At 53.8% G+C, this 19,283-nt stretch carries 15 protein-coding genes; 5 read left to right on the plus strand and 10 right to left on the minus strand.

Annotated elements, in window-relative coordinates:
• Positions 1-50: 50 nt before the first annotated feature.
• Positions 51-1,391 (minus strand): tetratricopeptide repeat protein, encoded by a 1,341-nt coding sequence (locus RUDLU_RS0104385; RefSeq protein ID WP_027302755.1) that lies wholly within the window; start codon positions 1,389-1,391, stop codon positions 51-53.
• A gap of 450 nt (positions 1,392-1,841) precedes the next feature.
• Here RUDLU_RS0104385 and RUDLU_RS0104390 point away from each other — a divergent pair, with 450 nt between their 5' ends.
• From RUDLU_RS0104390 to RUDLU_RS0104400, 3 genes are all read left to right on the plus strand, one after another.
• Complete coding sequence (locus RUDLU_RS0104390; RefSeq protein ID WP_019987140.1) at positions 1,842-2,267, plus strand: Hsp20/alpha crystallin family protein; 426 nt, start codon at positions 1,842-1,844, stop codon at positions 2,265-2,267.
• Between the two features lie 263 nt (positions 2,268-2,530).
• Positions 2,531-5,920, plus strand: a complete 3,390-nt coding sequence (locus tag RUDLU_RS0104395) for a ThuA domain-containing protein (RefSeq protein WP_019987141.1) — start codon at positions 2,531-2,533, stop codon at positions 5,918-5,920.
• A gap of 106 nt (positions 5,921-6,026) precedes the next feature.
• The gene (locus tag RUDLU_RS0104400; protein ID WP_019987142.1) at positions 6,027-6,701 is read left to right on the plus strand and encodes an START domain-containing protein; all 675 of its coding nucleotides are present in this window, start codon (positions 6,027-6,029) and stop codon (positions 6,699-6,701) included.
• 43 nt (positions 6,702-6,744) lie between these two features.
• Here RUDLU_RS0104400 and RUDLU_RS0104405 read toward each other — a convergent pair whose 3' ends face one another.
• The 6 genes from RUDLU_RS0104405 to RUDLU_RS0104430 all read right to left on the minus strand — a co-directional run bounded on the left by RUDLU_RS0104405 (position 6,745) and on the right by RUDLU_RS0104430 (position 15,799).
• Positions 6,745-8,034 carry a Y-family DNA polymerase gene (locus RUDLU_RS0104405; RefSeq protein ID WP_019987143.1) on the minus strand — a complete coding sequence of 430 codons (1,290 nt, stop codon included), beginning with the start codon at positions 8,032-8,034 and terminating at the stop codon, positions 6,745-6,747.
• Between the two features lie 3 nt (positions 8,035-8,037).
• Positions 8,038-8,508 (minus strand): LexA family protein, encoded by a 471-nt coding sequence (locus tag RUDLU_RS0104410; RefSeq protein WP_019987144.1) that lies wholly within the window; start codon positions 8,506-8,508, stop codon positions 8,038-8,040.
• Positions 8,509-8,696: 188 nt separating this feature from the next.
• Complete coding sequence (locus RUDLU_RS0104415) at positions 8,697-10,010, minus strand: RagB/SusD family nutrient uptake outer membrane protein (RefSeq protein WP_019987145.1); 1,314 nt, start codon at positions 10,008-10,010, stop codon at positions 8,697-8,699.
• 48 nt (positions 10,011-10,058) lie between these two features.
• Positions 10,059-13,235 (minus strand): SusC/RagA family TonB-linked outer membrane protein, encoded by a 3,177-nt coding sequence (locus RUDLU_RS0104420; protein ID WP_019987146.1) that lies wholly within the window; start codon positions 13,233-13,235, stop codon positions 10,059-10,061.
• A gap of 126 nt (positions 13,236-13,361) precedes the next feature.
• Positions 13,362-14,885: an L-piperidine-6-carboxylate dehydrogenase gene (amaB, locus tag RUDLU_RS0104425; protein ID WP_019987147.1), complete on the minus strand. Its 1,524-nt coding sequence runs from the start codon at positions 14,883-14,885 to the stop codon at positions 13,362-13,364.
• A gap of 215 nt (positions 14,886-15,100) precedes the next feature.
• Positions 15,101-15,799: an HAD family hydrolase gene (locus RUDLU_RS0104430; RefSeq protein WP_019987148.1), complete on the minus strand. Its 699-nt coding sequence runs from the start codon at positions 15,797-15,799 to the stop codon at positions 15,101-15,103.
• A gap of 126 nt (positions 15,800-15,925) precedes the next feature.
• Between RUDLU_RS0104430 and RUDLU_RS0104435 the strand changes: the two genes are divergently transcribed.
• Positions 15,926-16,561: an HAD hydrolase-like protein gene (locus tag RUDLU_RS0104435; protein WP_044129353.1), complete on the plus strand. Its 636-nt coding sequence runs from the start codon at positions 15,926-15,928 to the stop codon at positions 16,559-16,561.
• Positions 16,562-16,618: 57 nt separating this feature from the next.
• On the opposite strand, the gene RUDLU_RS0104440 is transcribed toward RUDLU_RS0104435, so the two are convergent.
• The 3 genes from RUDLU_RS0104440 to RUDLU_RS0104450 all read right to left on the minus strand — a co-directional run bounded on the left by RUDLU_RS0104440 (position 16,619) and on the right by RUDLU_RS0104450 (position 18,858).
• On the minus strand, positions 16,619-17,416 hold the full coding sequence (locus RUDLU_RS0104440) for an acyl-CoA desaturase (RefSeq protein ID WP_019987150.1): 798 nt from the start codon (positions 17,414-17,416) through the stop codon (positions 16,619-16,621).
• Positions 17,417-17,500: 84 nt separating this feature from the next.
• Positions 17,501-18,169 carry a DUF4159 domain-containing protein gene (locus RUDLU_RS0104445; RefSeq protein WP_019987151.1) on the minus strand — a complete coding sequence of 223 codons (669 nt, stop codon included), beginning with the start codon at positions 18,167-18,169 and terminating at the stop codon, positions 17,501-17,503.
• Positions 18,166-18,858, minus strand: coding sequence for an RsmE family RNA methyltransferase (locus tag RUDLU_RS0104450; RefSeq protein WP_027302756.1), 693 nt, complete (start codon positions 18,856-18,858; stop codon positions 18,166-18,168). Before RUDLU_RS0104450 ends, RUDLU_RS0104445 begins: the two co-directional genes overlap by 4 nt.
• Positions 18,859-19,004: 146 nt before the next feature.
• Between RUDLU_RS0104450 and RUDLU_RS0104455 the strand changes: the two genes are divergently transcribed.
• On the plus strand, positions 19,005-19,268 hold the full coding sequence (locus tag RUDLU_RS0104455) for a hypothetical protein (protein ID WP_019987153.1): 264 nt from the start codon (positions 19,005-19,007) through the stop codon (positions 19,266-19,268).
• Positions 19,269-19,283: the final 15 nt, after the last annotated feature.

A 19,283-nucleotide genomic window follows, 5' to 3' on the forward strand; every position in this document is an offset into this window, starting at 1 on the left:
GGCCGACCCGGTACTACCCAGCGTCGGCCCTCAGTTTTCCGCAACTCACGTTAATTACAATACTCGCTGATGACTTTGTAAGCGGGCGTGTATCCCAGCTCACCAGCCTTCGACAGATCCAGGCAACCGGCATTGTCGTCGCCGAGGCTGTGCTTGATAATCCCCCGCACGTAGAAAGCCTCTCCGTAGCGTGGGTTCAGTTTGATGGCGCTGTTGCAATCCATGATAGCCCCTTTCTGATCGCCCTGCTGCGAGCGGATGATCCCCCGCGTAAAATACGCTTCGGCATAGGTTGGGTTCAGTTCGATGGCGTGGTTCAGATCGAGCATGGCCGCCTTGGAGTCGCCCTGCTTGTTGCGGCTCACGGCCCGGCTGAAATAAGCCTCCGAACGTTCGGCTGACAGATCGTTGATTTTATTCCGCTCCTGTACCACGTTGCGCAGGTTGTCCAGAATAGGCCGGGTAATCTTGCCCGTGTAGTACACCTTGCCTTCGGTGTTGCCGTTGTTCATTTCCACAGCCGTGTTGAAATCCTGAATGGCTCCTTTCTGATCATTCAGTTTGCTCCGGCACATGCCCCGGCCATAATACGCCCGGAAATTGTTCGGGGCCAGCGCGATAGCCCGATCAAAGTCAGTGTAAGCTCCTTTATAATCTTCGAGTTTGCTTTTGGCAAAACCCCGGAAGTAGTGCGAGTCGGCATCATTGCTTTCAAACTCGATCGCCTTGTTCAGGTCCTGCACAGCCCCGGCAAAGTCGTTGAGGTGAATTTTAGATTCGCCCCGGCCCGCGTAGGCCTGCGCCCGCTTGGGGTTCAGTTCAGCCACTTTGGTAAAGTCGGTGATGCTGCTGCTCCAGTCTTCGAGTTTCTGCTTGGTAATCCCACGGGCGTAGTACGCGTTGATGTTGTTGGGTTCCAGCTCAATGGTCCGGCTGAAATCCTGCAAAGCCCCCCGGTGCTGATCGAGCCGGGTGCGGCTGCTCCCCCGGTTGTAGTATGCCTGCGCATCGTTGGGGTTTAGCTCAATGGCCCGTCCGTAATCGACAATAGCGGAGCGGTGGTCGTCCTGCTTGCTCTTGCTCAAACCCCGGCTCAGAAACGCGTAGGAGTCTTTCGGGTTCAGGTCGATGGCTTTGTCGTAATCCAGGATAGCCCCCCGGTGATCTTTCAGGTTGGCCTTGGCCAGACCCCGGTTGTAGTAGCTCGGTGCATTGTCGGGGTTCATGGTGATAGCCATACTGAACGCCTGTAATGCCCCGGCAAAATCGCCCGCTTTACTTTTGCTTATTCCGTTCTCGAAATAATCCGCGGCAGTTTGCTGGGCAGTAGCCGACATACTCAACCCGACAGCAATAACCCCAATCGACAACTTCAGGAAACGTCGCATCATTGTTTTGTACAAAAAAGATGTTGGTAGGTACTAGTAACTTTTAATGGCCCTAAAAATAGAGATTTAGGGGGTAGCGGCCAAGATTGACTTATGTTAAATTTGGTTGAGTGACGTTTTTGTAGCTTTTAATTCCCTGATTAACACCTTATAGCTCACTCCGGCACTATAGCTGTAGGTAAGTCAGTGTGTTTGCCGGATACAGGCTCCGATGCATTGGCAACGTCCAAAAAGTGCTTTATTTTCTGGCCCTTTCTAACCGCTACTACGCCTTATTTTCTGACGTCTTGTACTTACTCAAAAACCAAAACAAGCCATTTTGTCCGTATTTACATATCTAAAACCAAAGAACAAGCCATTTTGTCACCTTAAATAAGACGAATTCGCAATGGCACAGGATTTGACTAAATAGGAGTGTAACTGATTTAGAAACACCCAAAACAGCAACATACAATGGCAACGCTTGTTCGTTATAACACCTTACCTACTTTGTTCGATTCGTTTTTTGGCCGCCCGGCCATCGTTCGCTACCAGAAACCGGCTACGGCAGTTCCGGCGGTGAATGTCAAAGAAACCGAGACGACTTACCAGCTGCAACTGGCCGCGCCCGGTCTCAGAAAAGACCAATTTACGGTAAGCGTAGAGCAGAATAAATTGACCCTTGCGTTTAAGCACGAGGCCCAAACCGACGAGAAAACCGAAACCTACACCCGGCAGGAGTTTGGCTACTCGGCATTCGAACGTAGCTTCCGCTTACCCAAAAACGTCGACACGGAGGCCATTCAGGCATCGTACACCGACGGTATTCTGAACGTAACACTACCTAAAGTAGCTCCCAAAGTGGAGGAACCCACCGTGAAGCAGATCGCCATCAGCTAATCGGATATACGGCCACCGGCTACAAACCGGGGCGTATCTGAACCGAACGAACCGCTCAATTTGGGCGGTTCGTTTTTTTGTATCTATTCTTCCCAAAAGGTACGAATCGTTCATGGGCTTTATCCGCAGCCACAACACACAACTTTCGTCGGATACCCCGTACTATGTATTTTTTCCTCTTGTATCTTTGATGGTTATAATTTGTCGGTTTCGGCGTTTTAAGAATATAATTCTGAGTTTGCACTTTCTACGTTTTATAATCTATGTTTAAATCCTTTCGCCCCTGGCGGTCGGCGCTTCTGGCCGGATGCCTGATGGCCACTACGGTCAGCTGGGCGCAACAAGCTGCCCCGGCCCTCAACCGGGTGCTGGTATTCTCCAAGACCAAGGGCTTCCGGCACTCGTCGATTCCGGCCGGTCAGCGTGCGCTGATGAAGCTGGGACAGGAAAACGGCTTTGCCGTCGACACGACCGAAGATGCAGGTAAGTTTACCGAGACCAACCTCAAGCGGTATGGTCTGGTCTTGTTTCTGAGCACCACCGGCGACGTGCTCGATGATGCGCAACAGGCCGCTTTCGAGCGGTACATTCAGGCCGGCGGGGGATATGTGGGTATCCACGCAGCCACCGATACCGAGTACAACTGGCCGTGGTACACCAAACTCGCAGGTGGTCAGTTTGCCAGCCACCCCGGCAACCCCAACGTGCAAACTGGGGAGGCTTACGTGGTGAATAAAGAGCACCCGTCGATGTTTGGATTCCCCGAGCGCTGGAAGATTAAAGACGAGTTTTACGACTTTAAAAATTTCAACAAAGACGTAAACGTACTCGTCAAGATCGACGAGACCACCTACAAGGATGGCAAAATGGGCGCCGACCACCCCATGATCTGGTATCATGAGTACGACGGTGGCAAGGCGTTCTATACCAACTTTGGCCACCCCGACGAAACCTACACCAACCCGGTGTTCCTGCAAAACCTGCTGGGCGGTATGAAATGGGCCATGGCGAAGCAGCTGAAATACAGCGCGGCCAAAACCATGCCCTACCCCGAAGAAAACCGATTCAACCAAGAGGTGCTGGCCGAGAAGCTCGACGAGCCTACCGAACTGGTGGTGATGAACAGCGGAAAGGTTTTGTTTACCGAGCGTAAAGGAGCGGTTAAACTCTACAACCCCAAAACCAAAACCACGAAGCTGGTAACCAATCTGCCGGTTCACTTCGACCGGGAGTACGGCCTGATGGGGGTTAACATCGACCCTAAATTCAACGAGAACAAGTGGGTGTACCTGTACTATTCTGCCATGAAGCCCGACTCCAACAACCGGCTTGTGCGGATGAAGTGGGACGATGCAAAAGATGAGCTGCTCCTGAACACCGAGCAAATTCTGCTCACCGTAACTGAGCACCGTACGTACGACAAAGACGATTGCTGCCATACCGGTGGTTCTATTGCCTGGGACCGTCAGGGCAACCTGTACCTCTCGACCGGCGACAATACCAACCCGTTTTACTCGAATGGTTTCTCGCCGAGCGACGACCGCCCCGACCGCAAGAAATACAACGCCCTGACCTCGTCGAGTAATACGAACGACCTGCGCGGTAAAATTCTGCGGATTAAGCCCCGCCCCGAAGGTGGTTACGACATCCCCGAAGGCAACCTGTTTCCGAAAGGAACCCCCGGTGCCCGCCCCGAAATTTACGTGATGGGCAACCGGAACCCCTACCGGATTTCGGTGGATCAGCGCACGGGATTCCTGTACTGGGGCGAAGTAGGCCCCGATGCCGGTGAAAACAGTGAGAAACGTGGCCCCCGTGGGCACGACGAGATTAATCAGGCCCGGAAAGCAGGGTACTTTGGCTGGCCTTTGTTCGTGGCCGACAACCGCCCCTATCGGCAGTATAATTTTGCCGACAGCACAAGCGGCCCGGCCAACGACCCGGCCAAGCCGATCAACTACTCACGCAACATTACGGGACTGCGCGAGCTGCCCCCCGCTCAGAAAGCCTTTATCTACTACCCCTACGCCGACTCGCCTGAGTTTGGCTCAATTGTGGGCAAAGGTGGTCGTAACGCTATGGGCGGACCGGTGTACTACTACGATGACTATCCAGAAACGGCCGTGAAGTTCCCCCGTCATTACGATGGTAAATTCTTCGCGTACGACTGGATGCGCGACTGGATTAACCCGGTGACGATGACCAAAGAGGGCGATTTCGTGAAAATGGAGCGGTTTATGCCGGGCACCAAGTTCTCGCACCCCATCGATATGCAGTTTGCCAATGATGGCTCGCTGTACGTACTCGAGTACGGTACGCGCTGGTTTGCTCAGAACGACGACGCCCGCCTGACCCGCATTACGTACAATGCCGGCAACCGGAAACCCGTTGTGATGGCCTCGGCAAGCAAAAAAGTAGGCGCGGCTCCGCTGAAAGTGGCCTTTGATTCGAAAGGCACGATGGACTACGACGGCGATGCGCTCAAGTATGAGTGGACGTTTGGCAAAGGACTCCCCAAGAGCACGCAGGCTAACCCAAGCTTTACGTACGCCAAGCCAGGCGTGTATCAGGCTACGCTCAAAGTAACCGACGCAGCCGGTAACGCAACCAGCCGTAACCTCGAAATCAAGGTAGGTAACGAAGAGCCTACAGTAGCACTCGCTGTGAAAGGTAACAAGACGTTCTACTTCGAAAACCGCCCCGTTGAATACGAGGTAGAGGTGGCCGATAAGGAAGATGGTACCCTCAAAGGTGGCAAAATCAGCGCTGACGATGTGACCATGACCATCAATTACCTCGAAGGTTTCGACAAGACGATGCTCGCCCAGGGCCACCAGGCCAACACAGGCTTCTCAACAGGCCGTCGTTTGATCGAACTGAGCGATTGTAAGTCGTGCCATGCCATCGATAAGAAATCGATTGGACCTGCTTATACCGAAGTAGCCGACAAATACCGGAAAGACAACTCAGCCCTGAACAAGCTGGCCCGCAAGGTTATCACCGGTGGTGGTGGTGTGTGGGGTGAGCAGGCCATGAGCGCCCACCCGCAACTGAAAGAAGACGAAGCCAAAGACATGGTTCGGTACATTCTGTCGCTGGGCGATAGCAAGGCCGTGCAGCGGCAACCCGTAAAAGGTGCTTACGTAATGGCTCCGCAGAAAAAACCCGGCTCGTACGTTTTCACAGCCTCGTACACCGACAAAGGCAATGGCTCGGTAGGTCCGCTCACGGGTAGCACAACCGTAGCTCTGCGCAGCCCGCGCCTGAAAGCCAGCCAGTACGACGGTGGCCGCAACATGATGAAGTTTGAGCTGCCCGGCACCAAAACGGAAGTGGCCATCGGCACGCAATCGGGTAGCCATTTCCACTTCAACGACATCGACCTGACTGGTATCAGCGCCCTCAACGTAGCGGCTGTTGCGGGTGATGAGCGCCTGGCTGGTGGCAAACTCGAAGTTCGGTTAGGTTCCGAAACGGGTCAGCTTCTCGGTTCGGCGGTGGTGAAACCAGGTTCGATCGGTGCTGTTTCGGTACCGCTCACCAAGGCCCCCGACGGCATGCACAAGCTGTACTTTGTATTGGTGAACCCCGATGCCAAGCAGAAGCCCCTCTTTGCCGTCGACACGGTTGAGTTTATTGGATCAAGTATGTAAACAAATCCGTTATCCAACGGTTCCGAAAACGGCCTGGGGTTATCCTCAGGCCGTTTTGGCTTTCAGGTCCGGCTTACTTATCTTTCAACAAAAACCCGCTTAACCGATGCCCCTCTTTGTGTTGAATGCCTTGTTTTTGAGCACCCTGTTTCTGGCAAACCCACCAGCGAAAACATCGGTTACTACGCCCCTGCAAACCGACCACTGGAAGCTCGAAAAAGACAAAAACGGAATCCGGGTGTACTCACGACCAATGCCGGGTAGTCGGCGGAAAGAGATTAAGGTCAATTGCGAACTCAATGGCACAATGGCCCAACTGGTGGCCTTTATCTCCGATATTGACCACTACAAAGAAGCCGTATTTCGGGTGGAACAGGCGTACCTGATCAAGCGCATCAACGACCACGAGTTTTACTATTACAACGAAACCGACATGCCCTGGCCCACCTCAAACCGGGATTTGGTTATGCACATGACGTTTCAGATGGACCCGGCCACCCACACCCTGCACATCCGGGCCAACAACGTGTCGGGTATGGTACCCGAACGCAAGGGCGTGGTCAGAATCCCGCATTGGCGATCGCTATGGACAGTTCAGCAGATTACCCCCCAACGGATGCGCATCGAGTACCTGTTTCAGGTTGACCCCGGTGGCGATTTTCCGATCTGGCTCGCTAATACCCTTATTGCCAGCGGCCCGTACCAATCGTTTGCGGGCATGGAGGCTTTGCTCAAACGTCCATACTACCAGAACCGAACCTTCAGTTTCCTGCCTCATTGAGCAAGGGGTAATTGATCTTGAACTGACCCATATAAACCCCAAACTACACCGTTAGCAGATCGCTCCAGCGGGTGGTAAATTGCGCCGACAGATGATCGTGTCGTCCATCCCAGCGGGCTTTACCTGACCTCACGGTTGGTCCCTCAGCCGCCAGCCGAACCGTTTCGAGACCCATTGCACCATTCAGTTCGTCCATCAGGGTCATCAGCCGGGCCTTGCGGGGGTCGGGTGGAAGGGCAAACAGGTCGGTTTGGCAATTGCCTTCGGGCACCAGCCCCGATACCATCACGCCCGCTTTCATGTATCGATGTCCGGACAGCCAAAGTGATTTAAGCAAGTACAAAGCCGGTTCAAGCAGGTCGGGCGTGTGGTTGGTGGCTACTGGCAACGTGATGGTACGGTAGGCCTGCTGCTGCGGTAAATCGGGCCGGTGTTTGTTGGTACGGATAAAGACCGTGAGTAAATTGGCCGCCGACTGCTGCGCGCGTAGTTTGCGCCCCACCCGCCCCACAAACGTCGCAACGGCTTCCGACAGTATTTCGTATTCGTTGGTAGGCTTGCCAAAACTACGCGAACAGGCAATCGCTTTTTTGGGGTCATGCGCACTACCCAGCAGATTCTCAGGTTCCCGGCACGATACCCCGCGCAACTCCATCACAAGCCGGAGTCCATCGACCGTCATGCTTCGGCGGACCCAGTCGTCGGTTTGGCGGGTTAAGTCACCTGCCGTCCGAATTCCGTGCTGCTCCATTAGTTTGCCGTACTGCCGACCAATCCCCCACACATTGCCCACGGCAAAGGCATCGAGCACGGGCGTAATCTGCTCCGGTTCCTGGAGCCAGCACACGCCACCGGGTATTTTCTGTTGCTTAGCCCATCGGTTAGCCAGTTTGGCCAGTGTACGGGTGGGGCCAATCCCGATGGATACCGGTATGCCCGTCCACTGTTTTACGGTTTGCCGCAACTGTCGGGCAAACTGCGCCAAATCGGGGTGAGTCCGTTCATAGCCCGACAGGTTCAGAAAAGCCTCGTCGATTGAGTACACCTCAACCTCGGCCACAAAATGCGCCAGGGTTTGCATCACCCGGTCCGACATATCACCGTACAGGGCATAATTGCTGCTGTAAACGGCAACATCGTGCTGTTTAACAAGGGACTGTATCTGAAAAAACGGCGCCCCCATAGCTATACCCAGGGCTTTGGCCTCGTCTGAACGGGCAATTACACAACCATCGTTGTTGCTCAATACCACCACCGGCCGACTGTCGAGTTTAGGGTTGAATACGCGTTCGCAGGATGCGTAAAACGAGTTGCAGTCGACGAGTGCGTACATAGGTTAGCCGTTGCCCCGGCGCCGGAGGTTACGAATGGAGAACGTGACTACCCCCCAGATTTCAAATTTCTGGCCGGGATGAACGTACTGGGGTTCATAGTCGGGATTTGATGGCAAAAGCACGATCATTCGGCCGGCCCGCTGCCACCGCTTCACGGTAAATTCGCCATCTACGCAGCAAATGACCACATCGCCCGGCTGAGCCGTTAATGACCGGTCGACCACCAGGATATTGCCATCGTGAATATCATCGTCAATCATCGAATCGCCCGAAACCCGCACGTAATAGGTAGCCATAGGATTGGCCACCACGAGTTTGTTCAGATCAAGTTTGAGGTCGATATAGTCGTCGGCGGGGCTGGGGAACCCGGCCGGAATAGAGCTGACAAAAAACGGTAATTCGAGTTCCGTTTCGATTGAAGCCCGGTGCCAATTGGGCGGCACAGGCCCGTAGTGATTTGTGTTGAGGACCATGTTGTATCAGGAGAAGCTGCCATAATACAACAATACAGCATTTATATAATACAAGTCAAATATATACGATAATCATTATTGTAATCAGAGACAGGCAAGCCGTTTTTAACCATTTAGGGGCGTTGCCGAAATCTTATTTGATTCGGCAACGCCCCTATTACGCACGAACAAACACTCATTCAAACCAATTAATTTGGATCGGTCGACGGCGTATTCGTGTTATTATCTCGCTCTGTAAACGGATAGGGCATGAAATTACGTGTCCGTTCGGCATTTGCCTGAGGGGTTGTATCGGGCCCGGAGCGGCCAAACCGGCGGCTGTCTTCAAGCCGGAAACCCTGAAAAGCCAGCTCAATCTGCCGGTTTCGGTAAATCTCCTGCAAGATCGCGTTAGCCGTATTGGCTCCGGCATACGCCGGTAAACCAGCGCCTACACCCCATGCATCCTGAGCAGGAGTTTTGGTAAGTACCCGGTTCAGTTCGGTTACGGCGTTGGTCAAATCATTTTTACGGGCAAACGCTTCGGCCCGGATCAGTAGTATCTCACCGGGCAGATAAACCGGGATAGCTGTACTGTTTGAGGTATAAAAGCCTGTTCCGAGGTTCTGCGTAGCCGTGGGGTTCGTACGGAAATAGAACGTCAGCCGCCGGTCTGACGGATCGGGCTGAAGGGCTCCCGTCAGACCAAAACTGGTGTTGGTAGGCGCAAACACGTTCACATTGCCAAAGGCAGTCTCAAACACCGGATTGCGGGCATTTTCGTCAAATGAAAACGACGACCGAACCGTCAGGTTAACCCGCCCTGCGGCTGCAATGGCCTTGTCATAGTCACCGGCAAACAACGCATAACGGGCAATCAATGCCTGTATAGTATTCGGAATGTCAATGCCCGCCGGGATACGGGTCAGAAAACTGGCGGAGGGTGGCGTACTACTCACCAGCGTAGCAGCCGTTTCCAGCTGCTGAATGGCCTCCCGGAGCAACTGCTCGCGCGGTACAAAGGGCGCATTGGTGCCTGTAGCCACCGGAGCCTGCTGGAAAAACTGCGCAAGTGTTCCGAGCGAAAGAGCCTTAAAAATCGACGCGTAGGCCACCACCCCTGATTTGAGGCCAGCATCGGTAATGACCCGGTCGGCGTTTGTAAGCACAATGTCGGCACTAGCGCGGGTAAGCTGGCAGCTTGTCCAGAGATTCCGCACAACAGCGTTGGAGCCTTGCACACTATTCAATCCCTGCTCCAGAAACAACTCGTCGGTGTTTCCGGCATTCAATACGCGCAATTCGCGGGTGGTCAGACCACCGGCCGCCACAGCGTTGTAGATAGCCCCGGCACGGGTGGTAGTGTAGCGAAATTGTAACCCGTTTACGAGCGTCACCAGCCCGTCGGGTGAGTTTATAACCTGCTGCTCGCTGGCCGCGCTGGGATTCAAAAACTCCTGCTGGCAGGCATTCTGAGTCACAGTCAGCGCCAACAGGGAGATCAGGATGATATATTTTTTCATGTTGAATGTCGTTTGTAGTCATTCATTACCCGTAGCCATGACGGATTATTAGAACGTTGCCGTCAGTTGGAGTTGGTACGTGCGCGGAATGGGTACGTTGCCGAAGTCGACGCCCCGCACCAGATCGGCGTTACCGCCCGAGTTAGTTTCTGGATCGAAACCGTTGTAGTTGTCCCACGAGATCAGGTTTCGGCCAACCAACGATACATTCCAGTTGCTAACCCCTTTGATCAAGCGCGGCAGCGCATAGCTCAATCCAACCTCGCGGAGCTTCACAAACGAACCATCGTCAACCCGGAACTCACCAATAGGCCCGATGGCGAAGATGTAACCACGCTGCAACGTTCCGCGCATTTCCTGCTCAGCCAGTTTACCAATACCGACGTTTTCGCGCGTGCGCTTATCGGCGTTGAATACCTGATTACCCTGCACAGCATCGAGCATGAACCGGAACGACAGTTTCTTGTACGTCAGGTTCGACGCAAACGAGCCGGTCCATCTCGGATTCGGGTCACCAATAACACTGCGGATAAACGCGCCTGTTGGCTGCCCTTCGGCCGTACGCTGGGGCGTGTACGAAAGGTCGGCACCCGTGCCCTGCGTACCACGCTCACGCTGAGGCAGGCCCTGCGGTGTCAACAACAACGAACCATCGGCATTGCGGGCGTACGGGAACTCAAAAAATACACTGGCAGGCTGTCCTTCGATCAGGAATACGGGTGCCCCCGAAACAGTAGCGATTTCAATACGTGGGCTACCCAGGGCCAGAATTTTGTTGCGGTTGCGGTTGAAAATCAATGTTACATCCCACGAAAGGTCTTTCCGTTTGACGGGCATCGCATTGAGCATCAGTTCAATTCCTTTGTTTTCCATGCTACCCACGTTGTTGATAATCCCCGTTCCACCCGACGATGGTGCCGTAGTCCGGTTTACCACAAGGTCGGTAATCCGCTGATTATAGGCAGTGGCGCTCAGGTTGATGCGGTTATTCAGGAACGACATATCCAGCCCCCCTTCCAGTTCGGCCATGCGCTCAGGCCGAACAGCAGGGTTGGCGAGCGTCGACGATGGGATGATCGTATTCCGACCGAGGAACGCCACCGGCTGGAACTGCCAGAAGCGGCTATACGATCCGATACCCGACAAGTTGCCCGACTCACCGTAGCTGGCCCGAACCTTCAGATCATTCCAGACACGGCCAATACCCGACGAGGCTTTCCAGAAACCCAGATCCGACACGACAAACGAACCGCTCACTTTCGGGTAAATCTGGTTGGTTTCGGAAGGCGAGAATTTAGACGAAGCGTCCCGACGCAGTGCGCCCGTCAGAAACGCGAGGTTCTTGTAGGCAAAGGTCGCCTGCCCAAAATACCCGCTCAGACTAAAGCGGTCGAGGCCGTACCCCAACTGGAACGTTGTACTGGCCGCACCACTGACCGTCTCGATAAAGGGCGCCAGGTTCTGCCCTTCGTTGCGGGTAAAGTCGGTACGGCTAAACTGGTAATTATACCCGGCAATCAGGTTCATTTTCAGATCGTTGCTCAGGTTACGCTCATAGCCAACGGTAATATCGTTATTCAGCAAAAACACATTATTGTTGGCCGTAGCAGCATACCCATTTGGATACCGCTCGAGCGGCAAACCAGCCTGTGCCTGATACGGATAAGGCCGGATGTAGTTACGGCCAAACTGCCCGTATGTGTCGACCCCCACAATCCAGTCGATGCTCATCCCTTTTATGGGCGTCAGGTTCAGTTGCATATCGCTGATAGTGCGGTTTACGGCCTGCGTAAACTGCATATCCTCGATAGTCGAGAGTGGGTTCACGCGCGTAGGCTCAACGGCCTGTAAGTTGCCAGCCGCGTCGCGCTGGGTAATGTTCCAGATATTGTTGGTGATATTGACCGAGTTGATAGGGCTATAAAACACATTACCGTTAGCCTTCTCATTAGCGAAGCTGTTGGCATAATTCAGACCCGCCGACAGCTTGGCCCAGTTGGTCAGCCGCTGATCGAGCCGGGCCCGGAAATTATAACGCCGGAAGTCGGTTCCCCGAATAATCCCCTGATTGTTCAGATAGCCAAACGAAACGTAATAGTTCGTCGTGTTGGCTCCGCCCGATACCGACAGCGTATTATCGGTGCCATAGCCGGTACGGAAAATCTGGTCGAAATAGTTGTAACGGGTTACGTCGACAAGATTGGTAGCCAACTGAGTCGTGGCTCCATCGCGCACAATTCCGGTAGTTGTCACACCGGGGTTAGCCGCGATCTGCGCTGCCGAGATACCGCCGATCGTGTGCAGCCGCAGTCCGGCAAAGCCAAACTGCTTACCGAACGTAGAAATAGGTACGCTTTTTCGCAGCTCATTTACATTGAAGCTGGTAGTGAGCGAAACGCGGGGTGCTCCCGTAGCCCCTCGCTTGGTAGTAATCAGCACCACACCATTGGCAGCCCGCGAGCCGTATTGCGCTGCCGCTGCCGCCCCATTTACTACGTTGATGCTGGCAATATCGGCCGGGTTAAGGTCGGCCAAACGGTTCTGTCCGGCATTGGCCCCGCCAATTTGATTACCTACTGCCTGTTGCGATACGTTATCGCTGGCGTTGCTGACAATCACACCATCAATTACATAGAGAGGGTCTGAGGAACCCGACAGCGACTTTACTCCGCGCAGACGAATGGTGATGCCACCGGCCGGATCGCCCGAGTTTTGGGTAATCTGAGCCCCCGGCACACGCCCCTGCAACGAGTTGATGAGCCCACCCGTACCCGTTTGTGTAAGCTCCTGCCCCTTGATGGTGCTGATGGCATTACCGAACTGCCGACGTGGCCCCGAAATGGTTTGAGCCGCCACAATAACCTCATCGAGGGTCTGATTGACTTCAGACAGGGTGGCATCAGCCGAAATATTTTCCTGATTACCCAACGTAACGGGTACATCCTGGCCCGTGTAGCCAATGGATGTAAACGCCAGCGTGTAGGAGCCCGGGGCAACCGTTACGCCGAGGTTGTAAGAGCCATCGGCAACGGAGGTAGTACCAAGTTGGGTACCACGCAGCAGCACCGTTACACCGGGAATGGCCTGACCAGCATTGTCAGTAACTCGACCTTTGATGGTGTAGCGTATGCCTTGTGCCAGCACATTACTACAAAGCAGTAGAGCCAGACAGAACACCCCAACCGGGAAGATCTGCCAATTAGCTCTTTTGTACAGATTAGTCATAGGTTTAACATTTCGATGTATAAGGAATTTTACTGGTAATTCTGGGGCAAAAGTAAGTACAAACAGCATACCTTATTGCCATCGATCAGGCTGGTATTGTGCCGGCCTGATCGATTCACACTCCTCTCAAATATCAAACTTGATACCCTGCGCCAGTGGCAGTGTCGTACCGTAATTGATGGTATTGGTTTGCCGACGCATGTAGGCTTTCCAGGCATCGGACCCCGACTCGCGACCTCCGCCTGTTTCTTTTTCGCCCCCAAACGCGCCCCCGATTTCAGCCCCCGACGTACCGATGTTCACATTGGCAATGCCGCAGTCGGAACCGGCCGCCGACAGGAATTGCTCGGCTTCGCGGAGATTGAGCGTAAAAATTGATGACGAAAGCCCCTGCGGTACCCCGTTTTGCAGGGCAATGGCCTCATCGATGGTCCGATATTTCATCAGGTATAGAATAGGCGCGAAGGTTTCGTGTTGTACAATGGCCCAGTCGTTTTGCGCTTCGGCAATGCACGGGCGCACGTAGCAACCCGACGTGTAGGGTTCGCCCTCCAGCACGCCCGGCTCTACCACAAACCGGCCACCTGCCTGCCCTACGGCCTCTACTGCGGCCAGATACCCTTCCACTGCCGCCTTGTCGATCAGGGGGCCCACGTGGTTGGTTTCTTCGAGCGGGTTGCCAATGCGCAACTGCCCGTAGGCTTTCGCCAGCCGCGCTTTTACTTCTTCATACACGGTTTCGTGCACAATCAGCCGCCGGGTGGTCGTACAGCGTTGACCAGCCGTACCCACCGCGCCGAACACAATAGCCGGAATAGCCACATTCAGGTCGGCGTGCTGTGAGACAATAATGGCGTTGTTACCGCCCAATTCGAGCAGGCAGTGGCCCATACGCTCGGCCACGGTAGCGCCTACGGCCCGGCCCATTCGGGTGCTTCCGGTAGCAGAAACCAAGGCCACACGCGGGTCGCGGGTGAGCCACTCACCTGTATCGCGGCCACCCGTCACCAGGCACGACACCCCTTCGGGCACATCGTTATTACGGAGTACATCACCAATAATTTGTTGGCAGGCCAGAGCGGTGAGCGGTGTTTTTTCAGACGGTTTCCAGACGCACACATCCCCGCAAACCAGGGCAATCATGGCATTCCACGACCAAACAGCCACCGGAAAGTTGAACGCCGAGATGATGCCCACCACACCCAGCGGGTGCCACTGCTCGTACATGCGGTGGGCCGGGCGCTCGGAGTGCATGGTGAGTCCGTACAGTTGCCGCGACAGCCCGACGGCAAAGTCGCAGATGTCGATGATCTCCTGCACTTCGCCCAGACCTTCCTGTAGCGATTTGCCCATTTCGTAGCTTACCAGCTTGCCCAGATCGGTTTTGTAGAGCCGGAACTGCTCACCCATTTGCCGGACAATTTCGCCCCGGCGGGGGGCGGGCACTAATCGCCACTGTTCAAAGGCCTGCCGGGCGGTCTCGACTACCCGATCATAGTCGGCGCGGGTTGAGGTGTACACCCGTGCCATGAGTTTGCCGTCGACGGGTGAATATGAATCAATTGTTTTGTCGGAGGTGTGCCAGAACTGCTGGCCTGTACTGGTGCCTGGCTTTACGGCCTGGGCAGGAAGTGGAAGGATCGACTCCATACTATGTGTAGATTGTTGATTCAGTTTGGATGCAAGATAATACCTCTGCGGCAGTTGCCCGAACGCAATTAGCCAACCGCTTACATGTACTAAGCTCAGTACTGGACATTAGATGTTGGACATTAGGCGTTAGACCTCCATACATAGAGGTAGCAAGTCTAAGGTCTAGTGTCTGAAGTCCGAATGTCCAGTACTGAATGTGCCTTTTACATTATTCATTCACTTAGCAGTAGCGGCAGGCAATCGCGCAGACTATCGAGCTGGAGGTACTGGATACCCGTATCGGGTGGGGTGACCTGCTCAATGTGCCAGGTGGTATGGTAGGGAATGTAGATGGCCTGCCCCCCCAAAGCCGCCACGGGCAAAATATCCGATTTGAGCGAGTTACCGATCATCAGAAACTCGGCCGGTTGCAACCCATACCGGTCCAATATTTTCTGATAGGCGGCTTCGTTTTTTTCACTGACAATCTCCACATGACTGAAATAGGCCCCAATTCCTGAGCGAGCCAGCTTGCTTTCCTGATCCAGCAAATCACCCTTGGTCAGGAGCATCAGCGAATACTGGGGCGTAAGGGCATCCAGCACTTCTTCTACACCGTCGAGCAACTCAATCGGAAATCGCAGCAGTTTTTTTCCCTGATCGATAATTTGCTGGATGGCCGCACCCGTCACCTGCCCTTCCGTCAGCTTGATGGCCACCTCAATCATGGAAAGCGTAAACCCTTTGGCTCCGTAGCCCAGCAGGGGTAGGTTTTCAATCTGCACCTGTCGCAGAGCCTCGTCGAGTTCGGTAGGCGTACCGTACTGGGCCAGAAACGCCTTGAGATCGGCTTCGGCCTGATCGAAATGGGGCTGGTTGGCCCACAGCGTATCATCCGCGTCGAGGGCAATTAATTGGGGTTTGGTAATCATTCGGGGTTGCTTGGCCCCAACGGGCCACTGGTGTACGGTGCAAAGCTATACAACAACTACAGCCAACACGCCATATTGGGCAGGGCCTTCGCGATTTTCACCCGGTTTGCCTGTAACTTGTCCGTTATGAAGTATCGACTCGTCATTTTCGATTTTGACGGCACCCTGGCCGATTCGTTCGCCTTGTTTTTGCGCACGTTCAACGACGTAGCGGGGCAATATGGCACCCGGCCGATTCTGGATACCGAACTGAATACCCTACGGACAATGGGAGCCCGGGGACTAATCCGCCATTTTGAGATTCCCCCGTGGAAGGTGCCTTTTATTGCCTACAGCGTTCGTCGGCGTATGGCTCGGTCTATTACCGACGTGCAGTTGTTCGAGGGCATTCCCGAACTATTGACACAACTGGCTCATGCGGGCGTTCGTCTGGCCATTGTCAGCTCCAACTCCGAAGCCAATATCCGGCGAGTGCTGGGGCCAGATTGTGCCGCAACCATCACCGATTACGTTTGCGGAACCGCCATTTTTGGCAAGGCGAAAGCATTCAGCAAGGTGGTTCGGCAAAGTGGTGTATCACCAGACCAAACCCTATGTGTGGGCGACGAGCTTCGCGATTGGGAAGCCGCGCTGGCTGTAGGCATCCCGTTTGCGGCCGTTGGCTGGGGTTACACTTATTTCGATGCCCTCCCTACCCTACCCGAGGGGCAGCTAATTAATCGAGTCGAGGCTATTGCGAGCGCAGTTTTAGCTCCAGCCTAAGCAAAAAGCCCCGCTACGGAGGGTAGCGGGGCTTTTGGGTTCGGTACGCCGACCGGTTTATGCGTGCTCTTCGATGCGACGCTCGTGGCCGGTTTCAAATTCTTCCGACGCCCCTTTGGTCGGGCGCATCTTAATGATTTTCAGCTTCTCAAGGCCTTTGATAACGGGATACGTGGGGTCCATTTCGAACCACTTAGCTCCGAAGTTGGCCGAGTTGGGCCGCTTGTGGTGGTTATTCTGGAACAGCTCGCCCATCATCAGGAAATCCAGCATGAGCGAGTTACGCGACTTATCGTGGTTGTCGAAGTTCTGGTAACCGTACTTGTGTCCGCTCCAGTTTACGATAGCACCGTGGATTGGTCCCATCAGGAAGTGAATAGGCAGCAGGAAGAAAAAGGCCCAGTGCATATCCAGATACAGGAACGCGAAAATGTAGAACAGCGAGTAGGCAATACCCCAACCAGCCCGCGAAATCCACGAATCGCCCACCTTCTCGATCAGTGCCCACTCCGGGTAGTTGCGGTCAAACTGACGCTCCACCTTCTGGGTGCGGTGCAGCACAGCGTTGTAAATGTTTTTGGTTTTCCACATCATCGTCAGAAGGTTCTTCGTGTGATGGGGAGAGTGCGGGTCTTTGGGCGTGTCGCTGAATGCGTGGTGCATCCGGTGCAGCACGGCGTAAGCCCGCGGACTCAAATACGACGACCCTTGCGAGACGTACGTCAGGAAATAAAAGAAACGCTCCCAGAATTTGCTCATGGTGAACATCTTATGGGCAGCATAGCGGTGCAGAAAGAATGTCTGGCAAAACAGGGACAGATACCAATGCCCCACAAAAGCGACGATAGCAACCACAGTGGAATTGTTTTGAACGTTTATTTTAAACAAAAATACGATTAAACCTTGAATATACCCGCTCTAATCGGTTTAAAGCCGGATCTAATTGGACGTTGTCGCGTATTGCAACAGATTGGCCCCCATCCGAAGTGCCTGTTGCCGAACGGGTTCAGGGTCGTTATAAACGCTCTGATCTTCCCAACCGTTGCCAAGGTCACACTCATAACTGTAAAAACAGACTAAACGTCCCTGATAGACCAAACCAAACCCTTGTGGGGCCTTACCATCATGCTCGTGAATCTTGGGCAAACCCGTCGAAAACTTGAACCGTTGGCTGTAAATGGGGTGATTGAAGGGTAACTCGACAAACGACAGCTCCGGAAAAACTTTTTTCATCTCACGCCGGATAAACTTGTCCATACCGTAATTATCGTCGATGTGTAAAAAACCGCCCGACATCAGATACCGGCGCAGGTTCTGAGCCTCGGCCGTTGAAAACAGCACGTTGCCGTGCCCGGTGAGGTGCACAAATGGGTAGCTGAACAGGTCGGGGCTCCCTACCTCCACAATATCTTCTTCGGGAAAGATATTCATGCGCAGGTTCTGGTTGGCAAACTTGATCAGGTTTGGCAGCGAGGTTTTGTTGGCGTACCAGTCGCCCCCGCCGTTATACTTCAGTTTGGCAATTTTGTACGCATACTGCGCCTGAGCCGGGACAATGAAAAAGGCACAATGCAGCATGAGTAAGGCTGGAAGCAGGATTCGTTTCATGCGTTCAGTAAGTTTAGAATCTGACAGGCCGCGAGGGCTGCGGTTTCGGTACGAAGCCGGTTGTTGCCGAGAGTTACATTCTCAAAACCAGCCTGTTGGGCAATGATTAGCTCGGTGGGGGCAAAGTCTCCCTCCGGTCCGATTAACACCGTGTAGCTACCGTTTATTGTGGCTTTTTTGAATAAATGTTCCGGCGGAGTGTTGACGGGCAGGTGGGCAATAAACCGTTGCCCCTCGGTGATGGTGGGCAGCAGCTTTTCGAGGGGCAGGGCCTCATCGAGCTGGGGCATCCAGCTTTGCAGCGACTGCTTCATGGCGGCCACGGCGATTTTTTCGAGCCGCTCCAGTTTGAGTACCCGCCGTTCGGAATGTTGCCCGAAGAAGAAACTGATTCGTTCGATACCCAGTTCAACGGCTTTCTCCACAAACCACTCGATCCGGTCGATGTTTTTGGTGGGTGCCACACAAATACGCACTGAAAAAGGACGGGCGGGTGTGTACTGTTCGTCGAGGACGCGAAAGGCGCACTGCCGGGCATCAGCTTTAGTGATTTGGGCGTCGAAGCGGGCGCCCCGCCCGTTGGTTACGGCAATGGAATCGCCCGCACCCAGCCGAAGGGTTTTAACGGCATGGCGGGAGTCGTCTTCGGTCAGTTGAGAAATGGAATCAGGCTGGTAAAAGAGATGCACTTTGTACTGCTGGTTGGGCCTTTCGGGCAAGATAATGATTATTTTGGCTTAATTTGGAGTGACCGTCGGCCTCTTCTATGCCATAAGATAAATGCAATCTTAATCTACAGGGTTCCAATCTCTTTCATCCTACTTGACTTTACCCCATGGCAACCAAAAAGAAACTTTCCGAAATGACATTAGATGAGCTGTATACTGAGGAACAACTTTTGAATAATACGTTCTTTGCCACAAGAAATTTGATTGGCAGTCTTTCCATTGTCGCCCTGACCATTGCCCTGGCCTTCTATATCATGAAAGACTCGTTCAGCTACTTTTTTGCGGCCTTGATTCTCTGGTTAATCTATTCCGTTGCGAGCAAATTCATCTACAGGAATCGACTTATCAACGAAATAAAGTCTCGCCAGTAGGAGGCCCAGAAACCA

Source organism: Rudanella lutea DSM 19387 (assembly GCF_000383955.1).
Taxonomy (GTDB): domain Bacteria; phylum Bacteroidota; class Bacteroidia; order Cytophagales; family Spirosomataceae; genus Rudanella; species Rudanella lutea.